The sequence below is a fragment of the Burkholderia sp. ABCPW 14 genome (assembly GCF_001523835.1).
GTDB lineage: Bacteria > Pseudomonadota > Gammaproteobacteria > Burkholderiales > Burkholderiaceae > Burkholderia > Burkholderia mayonis.
This window is the reverse complement of sequence record NZ_LOVS01000047.1, coordinates 11,833-28,515: the sequence shown is the minus strand read 5'-3', so window position 1 is coordinate 28,515 and position 16,683 is coordinate 11,833. Positions and strand designations below refer to the sequence as shown.

At 69.5% G+C, this 16,683-nt stretch carries 7 protein-coding genes; all 7 read right to left on the bottom strand.

Features of this window, described 5'->3' with window-relative positions:
* Positions 1–35: 35 nt before the first annotated feature.
* From WS62_RS06105 to WS62_RS06075, 7 genes are read right to left on the bottom strand one after another with little or no spacing between them, the layout of a single operon-like run.
* Positions 36–1,346 carry a hypothetical protein gene (locus WS62_RS06105; RefSeq protein WP_066568994.1) on the bottom strand — a complete coding sequence of 437 codons (1,311 nt, stop codon included), beginning with the start codon at positions 1,344–1,346 and terminating at the stop codon, positions 36–38.
* Positions 1,343–2,125 (bottom strand): outer membrane lipoprotein-sorting protein, encoded by a 783-nt coding sequence (locus tag WS62_RS06100; protein ID WP_066568992.1) that lies wholly within the window; start codon positions 2,123–2,125, stop codon positions 1,343–1,345. Before WS62_RS06100 ends, WS62_RS06105 begins: the two co-directional genes overlap by 4 nt.
* Positions 2,126–2,181: 56 nt before the next feature.
* Entirely contained in the window at positions 2,182–3,609 is a 1,428-nt protein-coding gene (locus WS62_RS06095) for an ABC transporter permease (RefSeq protein WP_066568989.1), read from the bottom strand.
* Positions 3,609–4,310, bottom strand: coding sequence for an ABC transporter ATP-binding protein (locus tag WS62_RS06090; RefSeq protein ID WP_066569045.1), 702 nt, complete (start codon positions 4,308–4,310; stop codon positions 3,609–3,611). The genes WS62_RS06095 and WS62_RS06090 overlap by 1 nt, the downstream gene beginning before the upstream one ends.
* A complete protein-coding gene (locus WS62_RS06085) occupies positions 4,310–5,794 on the bottom strand; it encodes a flavin-containing monooxygenase (RefSeq protein WP_066568986.1) in 1,485 nt (494 codons plus the stop codon). Before WS62_RS06085 ends, WS62_RS06090 begins: the two co-directional genes overlap by 1 nt.
* A 32-nt stretch (positions 5,795–5,826) precedes the next feature.
* Positions 5,827–9,942, bottom strand: a complete 4,116-nt coding sequence (locus WS62_RS06080; protein ID WP_066568981.1) for a cytochrome P450 — start codon at positions 9,940–9,942, stop codon at positions 5,827–5,829.
* The gene (locus WS62_RS06075) at positions 9,939–16,652 is read right to left on the bottom strand and encodes an SDR family oxidoreductase (protein WP_066568979.1); all 6,714 of its coding nucleotides are present in this window, start codon (positions 16,650–16,652) and stop codon (positions 9,939–9,941) included. Before WS62_RS06075 ends, WS62_RS06080 begins: the two co-directional genes overlap by 4 nt.
* Positions 16,653–16,683 lie beyond the last annotated feature (31 nt).

Below are 16,683 nucleotides of genomic sequence, written 5' to 3'. Positions count from 1 at the left end.
ATGGTGGCCCGTGTTATTGGACGATTGACAACGTCTTATTGATAAAAAATGCCCAGCACCTGAACGCTGCTCGCTTCCGGCATCGCGCCGAAGCGGCTCCACGACGGTCCCGTCTGCCGCAGGAACTGCACGGCGACATCGAACTTGTCGAAGCGGCGCCGCAGTTCCACCCAGTACTGCTGCCCCGCGCCGAGATCGAGCTGCGCGAAGCCCGTCAGATCGAGGCGGCGCACGAACACGTTGCGCCACGCGGCCATCAGGAACAGCCCATGCCGCGACGGCAGTTCCTGCGCGGCGATCGACGTGCGCACCGCGCGGCCCCACGCATACGGATCGCTCGCTTGCAGCGCGCGCCACTGCGATGCGGACGCGCCGCCGCTGTTGCTCTGCAGTTCCGCCGTCAACGACAGGTCGACCGGCAGCGTCCACGTGAAGCCGACCGCCGAGCGCGAGCGGAACGCGCGATCCCGGTTGCCGCCCCCCGTCGCCGCGCCGAGCAGCGACGGCCGCCAGCCGCCCGTCCATTCCGCGTACGCGACGATCGCATTGCCGAGCAGCACGCTCAGATTCTGCCCGAACTGCGGCGACTGTCCGCTCTCGCCGTACAGCACCCACTGCGGCTGGATCGCCGGCGTGATCCGCTGGCTGCCGACAAGCATCCAGCGATCGACGCCGTTCGTGCGCCGCAGGTCCGACGACGCGGACGGATCGCCCGGCACGCTGCGGCTCGCGAGCCGCGGCGACAGCATCAGCGCGATCGAGCCCGAGTCCCACACGCGCTGCGCGCGCACGCCGACGCTGCCGAGCCGGTTCGTGTGCCGGCTGTCCGGATCGGGCGGCACGTCGAGGCTCACCGCGCCCGCCTTGAAGAAATCGGTCGGGTTGTAGCCGATCGCCGCGCCGATGCGCTCGTTGATCCGGCCCGCATCGATCGCCAGCAACGGCGACGGCTTCCAGCTTGCATACGCCTCCTTCACGAGCATTACGTCGCGATGCGACGCCGCACCGGACGACAGCGGATCGAAGCGGTCGAACCGCATCGCGAAGTTCACGTTCAGCGTCGGCGTCAATGCATGCTCGAACTGGAATTCGAGCGATAACTGATTACGCCACGATGAAGCCGCATCGCGTTCGTCGCTCCAACGCACGGCATCCTGCACGCTGAACTTCCACGACCGCGCCGTTTCCGTCGCGGCGACAGGCGTCGCGTCCGCGAGATCGAGCGCCGCGTTCGTCGCTTCGTTCGCCGCGTCCGCGTCGCCGGCGGTTGCGGCGTGCGACGGCATCGCCGCCGATGCCGCCGCCGCGACCGCGCAAATCAGGACCGCCAACGATCTGCGCGTCATTGCGCCTGAAAGCGGGCCAGATAGTCGCGTTGCAGCCATGCGTCCGGAATATCGCGCCACGCGTATCCGGAAAAACGCATCACCGTCACCCAGTTCGAATCGAGGCCGTCGATGATCACGGTCTCGGTCGGACGCTCGACGCCGAGCTCCGTCGTATAGCGCCGATAGAACGCGCTCTTCAGCAGCCGATCGCTTTCCGAATAGAACTTCGCCTTGACCGGCCGGCTGTTCGACGCGTCGAGCCACATCTCGATCCGGTGGTACGTGAGGCCCTGAGCCTTGCCCGTCAGCGACAGCTTGTAGCAATGCCGCGTCTGCCGATCGCCGTCCATCACGTCCTCGGCGCCTTTCAGCTCCGCCTGATAGTCGTGCGCGAGATTGACGGTGACGACGTCGCCGTTCGCCGCCTGCCCGAGCAGACGCTGGTCCGGCGAAATGCGGATGCTCGCCTGGTTCGCCGGATCGTAAAACCACAGGTCGTTGCCGTTCTTCAGCATCAGCTTGCCCGTGTCGCGCGCGGGCGCGACGAAGCGCACCAGCGTGCGGAACGCGCCGCCCGGCGCGTCGGGCTTCGAATAGATCGACAGCGTGTTGCCGTCGACCTGCTTGCCGGACCGGTATTCGGTCAGCGTCGCGGTCAGCACGAATGACTTCGCCGGCGTCCGGATCGCGTCGCTCTGCGCAAGCAGCTTCTGCGGATCGGGCGGCGTCTGCGCGTGCGCGAGCACAGCCGCGCCGAGACTCAAGCCGACCCACCATGTACGAAACAAGCGACGCACGCTCCACCTCCCGATCGATTCGATCTTTCGTTGTTCAAACTAAAAATTGCCGCGGCTCATGCGTAGCGCAACGCGTCGACGATCGACAGCCGCGCCGCGTGGCGCGCAGGCAGCCACGCGGACAGCCCGGCGACGAACGCGAGCCCGACGAACGTCAGCGCGATCAGCCGCCATTCGCCCCACACGCGCACCGTCAGCGCGACCGAGTCGATCCGCGCGGGCGGCGTCCACGCGAGCCCGCTGTGATTGACCGCGAACGCGAGCCCGAGCGCGACGAGCACGCCGATCGACGCGCCGACAAGGCCAAGCAGCGCGCCTTCGCAGACGAACAGCGCCTGGATGCCGCCGCGGCGAACGCCCATCGAGCGCAGCGTGCCGATCTCGACGGTCCGCTCGAGGATCGCGGTACTCATCGTGTTGCTGACGACGAACAGCACGATCGCGCCGATCAGCACGAACACGAAGCCGAAGATCATCGAGAACATCCGGTTCGTCTGGTCATAGAACGGATTCAGTGCGGCGAAGTCGAGCACGTCGAGCGGCTGGCCTTCGAAGCGGCCGCCGAACAACTGCTCGATCCGCGCGCGCGCGGCGGGCAGTTGCGCGGTGCGCGCGAGCTGGATCTCGACAGCCGTCACGCGCGGCGCGTCGCCGCCGTAGACGAGCCGCTGCGCGCGCGGCAGGTGCATCGCGAGATACACGTCGTCGAGCTCCTTCACGCCTTGCTGCTCGGCCTTGACGACCGTGAAGCCGCCGACGTTCGGCGCGCCGTACGCGTTCGCCGCGAGTACCTCGATGTGCGTCGCGCCGGCACGCTCGCCGTTGCGCTCGCTCTTTTGCGCGTCTGCTTCGGCCGCCGCGAGCGCGATCACGTCCGCGGGCGCATCGGCTGCGGATGCGCCGGACGCCGCGCTCGCCGCGTCCTTCGCGTGATCGCCATCGCCGCAATCGGGCACGTGCAGCGGCGCGCACAGATGCAGCACGCGCGCGACGCCGTGCCCGACGAGCGCCGCATCGGGCACGGTGCCGACGAGCGGATATGGCCTCGGCGCCAGCGGGAAGCCATAGTCGTTCCACTGCTGCATCCGGTTCTGCTCGTCGGCGATCGCGCCCTGCGCGAGCACCGTGCGCGACACGCCCGCTTCGAAGTTGCCGGCGATTCCGCCGAACTGCAGCGTCGGCGTGATCACCGCGATCATCGGCGCGAGCACCGGATCATCGCGCAGCTGCGCGATCAGACGCTCATAGCCGCCGATCCCGTACGCGACCGGATTGCCGCTGCCGTACTGGTAATAGCCGTGCCGCTGAATCTGCAAGTGCCCGCTGCGCCGCACGAAATCGGTCTGCAATCCGAACGTGATGTCCTTGCTGAAGCCGCCGAACAGCAGGATCGCGCAGACGCCGACGATCATCGCGAGCAGCGTCGTGATCGAGCGCCGCTGGTTCCGCTGCAGGTTGCGCAGCGCCAACATGAAGGTATGCATCAGCTTTGCGCCTCCTGCGCGATGCGGCGACGATCGACGATGCGGCCGTCGCGGATCTGCACGACGTCGTCGGCTGCGTCCAGCACTTGGCGGTCGTGCGACGACACGATGAACGACACGCCGCTCTCGCGCTGCATCCGGTGCATCAGCGCGATGATCGCCCGGCCCGTGACGCTGTCGAGGTTCGCGGTCGGCTCGTCGGCGAGCACGAGCGACGGCCCCGCTGCAAGCGCGCGCGCGATCGCGACGCGCTGCCGCTGGCCGCCCGACAGCTGGCTCGGCCGATGCGCGCCCTTGCCGCTCAGGCCGACCGCGTCGAGCAGGTACGCGACGCGCGCCGCGCGTTCGCGCGCGGGCGTGCGCGCCATCAGCAGCGGATACTCGACGTTCTCGTACGCGGACAGCACGGGCAGCAGGTTGAACGACTGGAACACATGGCCGACCTCCCGCGCGCGGAAGTCGGACAGCGCGTCGTCGGTCAATGTCGCGGTGTCCTGCCCGGCGACGACGACGCGCCCCGCGTCGGGCCGATCGATGCAGCCGATCATGTTGAGCAGCGTCGTCTTGCCGCTGCCGGACGGGCCGCTCAGCACGGTGAAGCGGTTCGCGTCGATGTCGACTGACACGCCGGCCAGGCCGGTCACTTTCACGCTGTCGAGCAGATAGGTCTTGCTGATGCTCTCGACGCAGACGATCGTCATCATGCCTCTCCCGCTTGCACGCGCCCGGCGGCAACCGTGGCGGGCGTGGCGGGCGCCGGCGCTTGCGCCGCGGTCGCGACGGCCACGGGCCGCCGCTGCCGCGCCGCCACGCGCGAATCGGGCAGCGCGCGAATCAGCCGCTTCAGTTGCAGCCGGTAGGCGAAATGCTCGACTTCGATCACGTGCCGCTGCGTGTCGCTGAAGTGAATTCCGCCATTCCAGTTCGAGCGGTCTCGCCGGATCAGCCGATCGATCCGCGCGGCCTTGCGCGGTGCGGCGTCGCGCGCGCGCAGATAGCGCGCGACGAGTTGCGCCTGATAGTCCATCAGCGGCCAGTTGCCGGTCGACGTCTGGAACAGGCCGATGAAGAACAGGTTCGGATGCGCCTGATCGAAGATGTTCAGATACAGGCGCGGCTGCATCTTGTCCCATTGCAGGTACGACGGGTCGAGAAACGGAAAGCTGAGCTGGAAGCCCGTTGCATAGACGATCGCGTCGATCTGCTCTTCGCTGCCGTCCGAGAACGCGACGCGGTCGCCCTTCAGCTCGACGACATCCGGCTTCGCGACGAGATCGCCGTGTCCGAGGTGATAGAACAGCGTCGAGTTGATGATGAAGTGCGCTTCGAACAGCTTGTGGTCCGGCTTCGGCAGGCCGTAGTCTTCCGGCTGGCCGGCCGTCGTCAGGCGCAGGAGCCGCACGCCGAAGAAGCGCCGCGCCCACAGCGGCAGGCGCAGCTTCAGCGGCCACTCGGCCCAGCGATCGGCAGGAATCCCGAACAGGAATTTCGGCCAGTAGTAGTAGCCGCGCCGCGTGCTATGGAACACCGCGCGCGCGTGATGGGCCGCCTCGACCGCGATGTCGCAGCCCGAGTTGCCCGCGCCGACGACGAGCACCCGCTTGTCCTTCAGCACGTCAGGCGTCTTGTACAGCGCCGAATGCAGTTGCAACCCGTCGAAGCGACCCGGATAGTCGGGCACCTGCGGCTTCGACAAATGGCCGTTGCAGACGAACACGCCCTTGTAGTGGCGCACCTCGTGGCCGTCGAGTTCAACGCGCCACAGCCCGCCGTCCGCGAGCGGCGCGACTTCGAGCACGGTCCGGTTGAACTCCGCGTGCTCGTAGACGCCGAAGCGGTGCGCGTAGTCGCGCAGGTAAGCGAGCGCCTGATCGCCGCGCGCGTACGTCGGATAATCGGCTGGCATCGGGTAGTCCGTGTATTCGGAGAACGCGCGCGAGCTGATCATGTGCACCGACTTGTAGATCGCGCTGCACGGCTTGCCGTAGTACCACGTGCCGCCGATGTCGTCTTCGCGTTCGATCAGATCGAATGCGATGCCGTGCTCGCGCAGGTTCTTCGCCGTCGCGATGCCGGCCGCGCCGCCGCCGATGATGCAGTAGCGGTTGCTGCAATCCCGGTTCGCCGAGCTCGCCGTCGCTGCCGTCGCCGCTGTCGGTTCCATCGTCGTTTTCGTCGTTGTCATCGTTGTCGTTCCTTCATTTGGGCGGTCGCGCGTCATGCCGTCAGCGGGTCGGCGAGCGCGCCCGCTTCGGGCCGCGTCGCCTGCGCGGCGACGACGCGCGTGTCGTCGAGGCGCAGCAGCACGTAGCCGCGCGCGTCGACCACCGCGAAGCGGCCGGTCGCGTACTCGACGACGCCGTCGGCCGACGACGCCGGCAGCCGCGCGAGCTTCGCGCCGCCGATTCGCCAGACAGCGGGCGCGTCGGATTGCGCCGCGCCCCATTCGGCGAGCAGTACGCGCAGCACGTGCTCGACGTGATTGACGGGCAGGCGCAGCTCGAGCGGAAACGGCAGTGTCCACAGGCTCAGCACCGCGGCGGGCGGCACGCGGCCGATCCGCACGATGCCGGCCGACGCGTCGTCGGGCACGCTCCAGTCGCCCGCCGGCAGCAGATCGCCGTTCCACGCGGCGTGCGGCGCGCTCGTCAGCCTCGGCGGTTCGGGCGTCGCGCCGGGCGGCCGCGCATACGCGGCGCCGATCTGCTCAGGCTCCGGCCGGTAGACGAGCGTCATGCTGAGCAGTTCGGCTTGCGTGCGCGCATCGCTGCAGCGCACGTCGACGCACCAGACGTCGCCGATCATGTAGCCGGCCGCCTCGCTGCCGATCTCGACGGGCGCGCCGCCGTTCGACACGTCGGGCAGCGCGTCGAGGCGCAGCACGACGTTCGTCATCTCGCTCAGGTCGCGCGGCTCGCCCGTCGGCGGCATCACCCAGTCGCCGACCGCGCACGCATGCTCGAGCACGAGCGATGCGGGCAACACTGCCCGGCCGTTGAAGCGGAACGCGTGCGCGTATGGCGCGACGGCCGGATCGATCGCATAGCGGCCTTCGAAGCGCTTGAACGGCCGAAAGCGCAGCGGCTCGCCGACGTGATGCCGGCGCGTGACGAGCTCGCCGATGTTCGGCAGCTCGCGAATCGGCTGAAAGCCCTTGATCTGCACGGGCGTCGGCGCGCGGCCGACCGCGCCCATGAACATCACTTCGCCGCTGCCCGGCGACGCGAGTTCGCGCAGCCAATGCCGCACGCCCTCGTCGACGTTCATCGGCGTGATGTAGCGCTGCGTGACCGCGAAGTTCGTGATCATCCCGATGCCTTCCCACGTCGGCCACACGAGCGTCTTCACGCCGCACGCGGGCGCAAGCGCATGCTTCGCCGCCCAGAGACCGAGGCGCGCGAGCCCTTCGTTCGCGGCGGCGTAGTCGGTCTCGCCCGTCATCCCGCCCCAGCGGCCCGTCAACGAGCCGACGTTGCAGAACTGCACAAGGCGCGGCCGGGTGCGGACGGCATCGCACAGATTCGCGAAGCCGAGCACCTTCGTGCGAACCGTGCGCGCGAAGTCGTCGGCGCCCTTCTGGATCAGGCGCACCGGTTGGTCGACGCCCGCGTTGTGGATCACCATCCGCAGCGAATCGCCGAGCTCGTCGCACAGCGCGCGCACGGCCGCGCGGTCGGTCACGTCGCAGACCCGATAACGGACCGGCAAATCGAGCGCGGCCATCTCGTCGAGCGCCGCCTTCAACTCGCGCCGCCGCTTGAGCCGCTGCAGCGTCGCGCGGATCGCCTTCGGCGGATTGTCGGGCGTCGCCGCGCGCAGTTGCTCGAGGCCGTATCGCTTGAAGCCTTCGTCGTCGAGCGCCATCCACGGCTCGCTGCCGTCGGGCGGCGCCTCGCGTCCCGTGACGATCACCGTGCAGCCGTGACGCTCGGCGAGCGCACGCGCGCACAACAGGCCGATTCCGCGCGCGCCTCCCGAGAACAGCACGGTGTCCCCCGGCGCGAGCGTCGTGCGCGCATCCACGGCAAGCGGCGGCAGTTCATTGCGCCGCGCGTGCAGCGTGTAGCGCACGCCCTGCCGGTAGCCGACCTCGAAGAGGCCCCAGCGATAGAGCTCGTTGACGACGAGCCGGTCGACGCGGCCTGTCTCGTCGGGCGCGATGTCGAGCACGCGCACGTTGCAGTTCGGCAGCTCCTGCGGCAGCGTCTTCGCGAGTCCCGCCCACAGGCCGCCGAGCGGCTGCGCGCCGGCGGCGGCGTCGCCATAGCCCATCATTCCGTCCATCCACGTGAGCGCGACGTAGAAGAGCCGCGACGTATCGTCCTCCGCCGCCCAGTCGCCGTAGCACGCCTTCAGCAGCTCGACCGTGCGGCGCATCGGCGCTTCCCATGCGCTCGCGTCGTCGAGCGTGAACGGCGCTTCGAGCCCGAGATCGACGATGCCGTCGAGCGGGCCCGCTTCGTTGACGAACGTTCGCGCAGCCTCCGCGTAATCGGCGTTCGCGGCGGGCGCGAACACCGACACCTTCGTGCACGTCCGCGCGAGCGCGGCCGCGATGCGCTCGACCGTGCCGCCGCGCCCGTTGACGAGCGCGATCCGCTTGCCGCTCAACGCGGGCGATGGCGCATCGGGAATCGGATCGACGGTCGCCGGCCGCCACGTGAAGCGCCATGCGGGCACGCCGCGGGCGCTCGCGTCGGCGGCTGCATCGCGCGGCGCCGCGGCGCTCGGCGTCGCGAGCGACAGCCTCGCGGCGTCGGCGTGTTGTCGGGTCGCCGCACGCTCGTCGGTGACGGCTGCGCCGCTCGCATGCGCGGCATCGAGCGCTTGCGCCGATTCCGCCGCTGCCCCCGCCGCCGCGCTCGCGCCGATCTCGCCCGCCGCCGCCATCGGACACGCGGCGCCCGTCGGCTCGACCGTATCGCCGAGCGGCCGCAGCGCACGCGCGGCCTCGTGCTCGCGCACGCGCGCGAGATGACTCTGCTGACGCTCGCGCGGCTTCACGATCAGACGGATGCCGTGCACCGGCCGCAGCGAGATCGTCGCGCCGAGTTCGATCGGATGGCCGGGCAGCACGTTCAGATCGAAATGCTGCGCGACCACCGCGACGAGCACGCGCATCTGCAGCAGCGCGGTCTGCAAGCCGATGCACTTGCGCATCCCGCCGCCGAACGGGAAATAGACGAAGCGATGGCGGGCCGCCGCATCGCTCGCGAAGTTCTCCGGATCGAACGCGTCCGGATTGCGCCAGAACGCCGGATGGCGATGCGTGACGTACGGCGACATGAACACCGACGAGCGCGCCGGAATCCGATAGCCGCCGATCTCGTCGTCTTCGACGAGATCGCGCGTGAAGCCCCAGATCGGCGGATAGACGCGCAGCGACTCGTCGACGACCTGCGTCAGATACGGCAATTGTTCGAAGTCCTGCACGGTCGGCGCGCGCCCGCCGAGGCGCGCGTCGAGCTCGTCGCGCAGCTGGCGCAGCACCGCCGGATGCTGCGCCAGCGCATACAGCGCCCACGCGAGGCCCGCGCCCGTCGTCTCATGGCCCGCGAGGAACACGGTCATCACTTCGTCGTGCACTTCCTGCTGCGTCATCGGCGCGCCGGTGTCGGGATCGCGGGCATTCAGCAGCAGCGAGATCACGTCGCTCGGCTCGCAGCGTTCGTCGCGATGATCGGCGATGATCTTCGCGATGATCGTGTCGATCGCGCGGCGCGCGTGCGCGATCCGGCGATTGAAGCGCGTCGGCGCCCAGCGCGGGATGAAGTCGTTCATGTTGCCCTGCGGCATCATCGCTTCGATCCCGAAGCGCACCGCCGGCCCCACCGCCTGCGCATGCGTCGACACGTCGGTGTTGAACACCATCAGCCCGAGCATCCGCAGGCTCAGGTGCATCATCTCCTCGACGACGTCGATCGATTTGCCCGGCGGCAGCGCGCTCCAGCGATGCGCGAGCGCGAGCGCCGCGTCGCCGACCGCGGCCGCGTGCGCGTCGACCTGCTTCTTGTGAAAAAGCGGCTGCACCGCGCGCCGGTGGCGACGCCAGAATTCGCCGTCGGTCGTCAGCAGGCCGTCGCCGAAGAACATCTTGAAGTTGTCGTAGAAGCGCCCGCGCACGTAGTTGCGATGGTTCTCCTGCAGCACGTACTGGACGTGGTCCGGATGCGCGAGCGCATGCGTGACGAACGGCCCGAGCCGGTTGCGCGCGACGTCGCCGTATTGCTGGTGCAAACGCAGCAGCATCGTGATCGGATTGCGCTTGTATGCGGCGAGGTTGCCCATCACGAGGCTGCCGCGCGGCCCCGGCGCCTGGCGGTGCTTGCTCATGCCGTCTCCCGCTCGGTTGCAAGGCGCGCGGCGAGCGCGTCGACCTCGGCCTTCGTCGCGTACGCGCCGGTCGTCCGGTGCACGTAGCCGATCACGACGCCAGACACATCGCTCATCTCCATCAGCATGCGGCCGTCGGAGCGCACCGCGGCGAAGCGGTTGCCGGCGTGCGCGCCCTCGAGCGCGAACTCGCGGGGCGTCGCATACAGATCGATCCGGTCGTAGCGGCGTGCGAGTTCGCAGTCGTTGCCGCCTTCGTACAGATCGATCCGGCCGATCGACACCGGCGCGGCGAGCGGGATGTAATCGCCCGCGACATAGTTCAGCACCGCGACGCGCGCGAGGCCGTCGAGCATGATGCTCGGGACGACGAAGCGCGAAAACACCGGGTCGCCGGGCGCGACGTTCAGTTGGTAGCGCGCGACCTTGCCCGACGCGGTGACCCCCGTATCGGCCGTCGACACGAAGATGCCCGTCAGGCGCACGGGCGCCGATTCGAAGTGGTACGGATCGGCGACCGGCGTGCGCGGCTCGTCCGGCCGCATGGGCCAGACGGGCGCGCTCGCGTAGCGCGGCGCGACGAGCGCCTTGATCTCGAAGTGCAGCTTGTCCTGCACGAGCACCTGGCCGTTCGGCGCGAGCACGTCGCCCGTGATCCGCACCTGCACGACCGCGGCCTCGCCTTCGCGGCCGACGACCTGCGCGTGAATGCGCTTCGTGCTCGGCCGCTGCGCGTCGTACACGCGCAGGAAGTGGCGGAACGCGGCATCGCGGAAGCCGACGACGCGCAGCCCCGGCAACAGCTTCATCGCCGCCTCGGCCGCGAGCTCCGGCACGAACGTGCCGGGCAGCGTCGCGAAGCGATTCACGACGTGGTGCTGCAGGTATGCATCGGTGCGCAAATCGAAGATGCGCTCGAACGTCACGCTGTCGCTCGTGCGGCGCACTTCGCGGCCGAGATAGAAATCGTGGCTCGGCGGCGGCACGATGCGATCGCGCGGCGGCGCCGGATGCGATCGCTGCGCCGGTTGCCCGGCACGCGCGCCCGGCGCGGTTTGCACGTTCGGCGCGTAGCTCGGCGCTTGCACGGACCGTTCCGTCCGCGCGGCCGGCGCGGACTCGGGCGTTCCGAAGAACGTCGGCAGATGCGCCTCGATCGCGCGCCGCTCGGCCGCGCCGAGATGCACGGAACTCGCCGCGCGCTCGGTCAGATTGAGCTCGCGCAGGAAGTGATGAATGCCCTCGTTGGTCCGCATGCTCGTGAAGAGCCCGCTCTTCTCGAGGAACGCGCGTGTAACGGGATTCGCGCCGAGACCGACCGAGCGCCATAGCGTCCAGCCGATCGTGAACTCGTCGCGCGCGAGCGCCGCGCGATGATAGGCGGCCTGCGTGTTGAGAAAATCGTTGCCCGACGCGTAGTCGGTCTCACCCGCTTGGCCCGTCAGGCCGATGAACGAACCGAAGTTGCACCACGCGCGCGGCGGCGCGGCGCCGAATGCGTCGCGCACGTTCCAGTAGCCGCGAATCTTGATGTCGCGCACCGCGACGAAATCGTCGAACGACTTCACGTCGACTGACGCGGAGCGGTTCAGGCCCGCCGCGTTGACGACGAAATCGATCGGCTGGCCCGCCGCGACGATCTTGTCGACCGCCGCGCGCACGCTGCCTGCATCGAGCACGTCGGCGCGCAGATAGAACACCTTGTTCGGGCCGCAGTACGACTTCATCACGTCGATGTTGCGGCGCGCGGCGCGCGCGTCGACCTGGCGCTCGAACGCCTTGATGATCGCGGGCACCGGCAGATGCGGATTGAGCGCCTTCTGCTCGCGGATGTAGTCGGGACGACGGCGCGCGAACGCTTCGTCGCTGCCCGCGAACACGTCGGGGCCGTATGCGTCGAGCCCGCTGCTGCCGATCAGGTAGATCGTCGGCTGGAAGTGCTCGGCGACCGCTTTCATCAGCTCGGCCGTGATCCCGCGCGCGCCGCCGAATGCGACGACGACCGAATCGGGATCGAGCCGCGCGAAGCCGTCGGCGGGCAGCTCGCCCGCGTCGCGCGTCACGCGCGGCGTCAGACGCCGGCCGCCGCAGAGCGCGACGACGGGCAGCAGATGCTGCGCGCCGCTCTCGCGCTCGGCCTGTGCGACGCCTTGCCGGATATCCGCGTCGTCCGTCAGCACGGCGAGCGAGCGCGCATGCGGCAGCTCGATCGCGAGCGCCTTCACGAGGCCCGTGAACATCCCCGCATCCGGATGCAGCACGTCTTCCTTCACTGCGTCGAGCAGCAGCGCGATGAACGAGCCCTGCTGCGCGACGCCGTCGTAGCACTGCTTGAGCGCGAGGAACGCGAGGTCGTGCAGCTTCAGCAGCTCGGGCGACGGGGCGGACAAACGATCCGGCGCAAGCGCGCGCGCGCGCAGCGACGTCAGCAGCCGCACGTGGCGCGTGCCCGCGGGAATCACCCCTTGCAGCGCGGCTTCGCCCAGCGTATCGACGACGACGAGCCGCGCGCGCGAGAACGTCGTCGCGCGAGTGGACAGCACGAGCAGATCAGCGGGCAGCATGCCGATGCCGTCGAGCAGCTCAGGCGCGTCGGTCACGACGACGCTGCCCGCGGGCAGATACGCGATCGCGCCCGCGCCGGCATGCCACGGCGTTTCCTGCAAATCGATCCGATAGCGGGCGACGCCGAGCGGCTCGCCGTCGGCGGCGACATCGGTCACTTTCAGCGTCGCGGGAATCGGCACGCGCTTCTCGGTCGAAGCGGCGACGACGGGCGGCGCAGCGGGCGCCGTCGACTCCGTTCTCACGGTCGTCGCGAGCGGCGCGACGGCATGCGCCGTCGATGCCGAAGCCGCAACGGGCGTCGACGACGACATCGAAAGGTGAGAAGAAACGGGAGCCGATGGAGCTGCCGGAGCTGCCGGAGCTGCCGGAGCTGCCGGAGCTGCCGGAGCTGCCGGAGCCGCCGGAGCCGCCGGAGCCGCCGGAGCTGCCGAGGACACGCCGGGCGCATCCACGCCGGGCGCATCCGAAACGGCGTGCGTGCGCGTGCTTTCGTCGCCGACCGGCGGCGCGTTGCGATCGACGCGCAAGCCGAAGCGCACCCGATCGCGATCGTTGCCCAACGCGACCGACGCGGCGCCCTCACCGCCGACGAGCGCGCGCAGCACGGCGAGCGCGCCGTCGGCGCCGGCGTACGTGACTTCGCGGCCGTCGGCATCGCGCAGCGCGCATTGCGGCGCGGAAACGTCCGCGAACGCGCGGTCGCTCTCGACCCACGCAAGCACCGGCAGCCCGGCCGCGTCGGCCTGCGCCTTCGTCGTCACCGCGAACAGCACGATCCCTTCGGCGAGCGGCCGATCGAACGCGGGCTGCACTTCGTCGGCCGAGTTGCCGTTGATGCCGCCGACGATCACCATGTCGAGCTCGCCGCTTCTCAGGAAGCGCGACGCGACTTCGAACGCGGCAAGCGTCGACGCGTGCCCGGCGTCGACCGTCATGTTCATCCCGTGCAGATCGTGATAGTTCGCGACGCGCGCGGGAATCACGTTCGGCATCATGCCGGGGAACGCATTTTCGGTCGTCGGCGGCACGAGGCGCTTCGTTTTTTCGGCGACGCGCGCAAGCGCATCGTCGAGCGCCGGGCGCGACGCATCGTCGACGCTCGCGCGCACGGCGGTCGCGATGTCGTCGAGATAGCAGCGGCTCGCGTACAGCGCGGCGTTGCGCGTCGGCCCCATGTGGCCCATCACGATGCCGATCGCGTTCGCATGCGCGCCCCAGTAGTCGCGCAACTGCTCGCGCATGTCGTGCGCGGCGTCGAGCGCCATCAACTGGCAGCGGTCGAGCGCGCGCAGCACCGCGGGCGGCATCCGCACGCGATCGAAGCTCGGCAGCGGATACGTGAGACCGAAGCTCGCGCCGGGCGCGGCGCTCGCGCCGTTCAGCCACGCGGCGATCGCGTCGCGGCCGTCGAGCCCGGGGAATTTCGCGGACCAGCCGACAATCGCGAGCGGCTCGCGATTGACGCGCGCGGCAGGCTTCGACGCACGCAAGTCCGGCCGGTATTCGCCGACGATCAGATGGCCGTTCGTGCCGCCGAAGCCGAAGCCCGACACCGCGGCGACGCGCGCCGCATCGGTCTTGCGCGGCCAGTCGACGGCCCGCGTCGGAATCGTAAAGCCGCTCGCGTCGATGTCGAACTCCTGCGGCGGCTCGGAGAAGCGATGCTGCGGCGGAATGCGGCCATGCTCCAGCGCGAGCAGTACCTGGATCAGCGACACAACGCCCGCCGCCCAGCCGGTATGGCCGACGAGCGACTTGTTCGATGTCACGTACACCGGCCGGTCGCGCTTCAGCATGTCGCGCAGGCTCTGGAATTCGGCGAGGTCGCCCGCGGGCGTGCCCGTCGCGTGCGCGACGACCCAGTCGACCGCATCCTTCGGCACGTCGGTCTGCCGGTACGCGCGATCGATCGCGATGCGCTGGCCGGCCGAATTCGGCGCGTAGATCGCCTTGCCCTTGCCGTCCGACGACGAGCCGAACGCCTTGAGCACGCCGAGCACGCGGTCGCCGTCGGCGAGCGCGCGCTTCAGGCGCTTCAGGATCACGACGCCCGCGCCGTCGGCGAACAGCACGCCGTCGCACGCCTTGTCGAGCGGCCGCACTTCGCCGCTCCTCGACAGCCCGTGCAGCTTCGAGAACAGGATCGAGCCGCGCGGCGCGAGCGCGAACGCGCCGCCGCACGCGACGACGTCGTGCTTGCCGGCGAGCAGACTCTTGATGCCGAGGTCGACCGAATAGAGCGACGACGAGCACGCGGTGTCGACCATCATGTATTCGGCGTCGTCGGGCAGCACGCCGCGCATCGCATTCAGGCCGACGCGATGCGGAAAGAACTCGGACAGCTCGCCGGTGCCGCGTGCGTAGCGCGCGCGCAGCACCGCGTCGATCTGCGCGATGCTGCGCTCGCGTTCTTCGGGCGGCGCACCGGCTTCGTCGAGCGCGTCGCGCAACCGCGCGCGCATCGCCGCGAGCACCATCCCTTCTTCGAGGTGCTGACTGCCGTCCGCCGTGTAGCCGACGAGAAACGACGTGCGGTCGCCCGCGCGAACGCGAACGCCGTCGAGCGCCTGGCGCAGCGAATGGCGCAGCCACAGTGTCGTCAGTTCGCCGGGCGCGGCGGCGGCCTCGATCTCGGCGCGCAGGCGGGCCTCGGGCTCGAAACGCTCGATGAACACCGAGCGCGACTGGTAGCTCTTGTCCTCCGCCGACAGATCCGGCGAATAGAACGATCGGTAATCCCAACGATCGGGCGGCACGTTGCCGAACAGCTCGGGGCCGTTCAGCAGCGCCTGCCAGAACGCTTCCGGGTCGCTCGCGCCGGGCAGCGCGACGCCCATGCCGACAACGGCGATTTCGTCAGCGTCGTCTTCGGACGCGCTTTCGGCGTCGGGCGCGCCGATTACGTCGGCCGACACTGCGGGACGTGCGCCGCGCGCGCTCGATGCGCTCGATGCGCTCGATGCACTAGCATTCGCGTTCTCGCTCGCGAGCGCCGCCGCCACGAAAAAAGGCGACGATGCGGCGATGCTCGCATCCTTGCGAGAAGACGCGGCTGACGGCGCCGGGGCAACCGCGTGCACATCGGATGCCGATGCGGCCGGCGCATGCGCCACGGCCGAATCGGTTGACGGCGCGAACGCATGCGCGCTCACGGCATTCCGCGCGCCCGCCGACGCGGCCACGGTTCCGGCAACGTCGGCACCGTGCTTCGCCGCGGGCGCGCCGAGGCCCGCATCGTGCGGCGCGGCCGACGTCGCCGGCGCAGCCGCCGCGCCAGCGCTCGCCCGGCTCGGAAACGCGGTCGACGACGGCGCGACATCGCCATTCGGCGCGGCGGAATCCGCCGCCGCGCGCCACTCGCGCCGCGGCGACAACGCCTCGCTGCACAGCGACAGCCCGCCGTCCGCGACAATCACCTGCCCGGTGATCCAGCGCGCAGCATCCGACGCGAGGAACAGCACGACGTCCGCGAGATCCTCAGCGGTCGCGAGGCGGCCGAGCGGCGTCGCCGCGATGCTCGAGCGCTTCGTGTTGCCGGGATCGGGAAACTGCGCGGCGACGTCGCCGTCGATCAGCGTCGACGACGCGCCGTTCACGCGAATCCCGAGGCTCGCATACTCGACGGCCAGATAGCGCGTCAGCGATTCGAGCGCGGCCTTCGCGGTGCCGACGACGAGATAGTTCGCCGGCACGAGCGTCGAGCCGACCGACGACACGTTGACGATCGCGCCGCCGCCCGCGCGCGCCATCAGCCGCGCGGCGCGGCGCGCGCACCAGAACGCGCCTTTCAGATTGGTGTCGAGCGCGCGGTCGAAATGCGCGGCCTCGATGTCGTCGACGGGCAGCAGCGCACCCGACGCCGCGTTGTTGACGAGGATGTCGAGCTTGCCGTACTTCGCTTCGATTTCGTCGAACATCCGCTCGACCTGCACCGGCTGCGCAACCGACGCGCGCACGACGTCGACCGTCGCGCCGAGCGCACGCAGCTCGGCCGCGGTCTCTTTCGACGCGTCGAGCGAATGAAAGAAATTGACGATGACATGCGCGCCTTCCTCGGCAAAGCGGCGGCAGATCGCCTTGCCGACATTCTTTGCCCCGCCCGTCACCAGAACCCGTTTCCCCTTCAGATAGGAATTCGACATAAATCGCAGTGGTCAGGATTACCAAACATTC

Bases quoted from the DNA above. Each gene is read 5' to 3' on its own strand.
- WS62_RS06105 (WP_066568994.1), bottom strand. From the start codon at position 1,346: ATGACGCGCAGATCGTTGGCGGTCCTGATTTGCGCGGTCGCGGCGGCG.
- WS62_RS06095 (WP_066568989.1), bottom strand. From the start codon at position 3,609: ATGCATACCTTCATGTTGGCGCTGCGCAACCTGCAGCGGAACCAGCGG.
- WS62_RS06090 (WP_066569045.1), bottom strand. From the start codon at position 4,310: ATGACGATCGTCTGCGTCGAGAGCATCAGCAAGACCTATCTGCTCGAC.
- WS62_RS06085 (WP_066568986.1), bottom strand. From the start codon at position 5,794: ATGACAACGACGAAAACGACGATGGAACCGACAGCGGCGACGGCAGCG.
- WS62_RS06080 (WP_066568981.1), bottom strand. From the start codon at position 9,942: ATGAGCAAGCACCGCCAGGCGCCGGGGCCGCGCGGCAGCCTCGTGATG.
- WS62_RS06075 (WP_066568979.1), bottom strand. From the start codon at position 16,652: ATGTCGAATTCCTATCTGAAGGGGAAACGGGTTCTGGTGACGGGCGGG.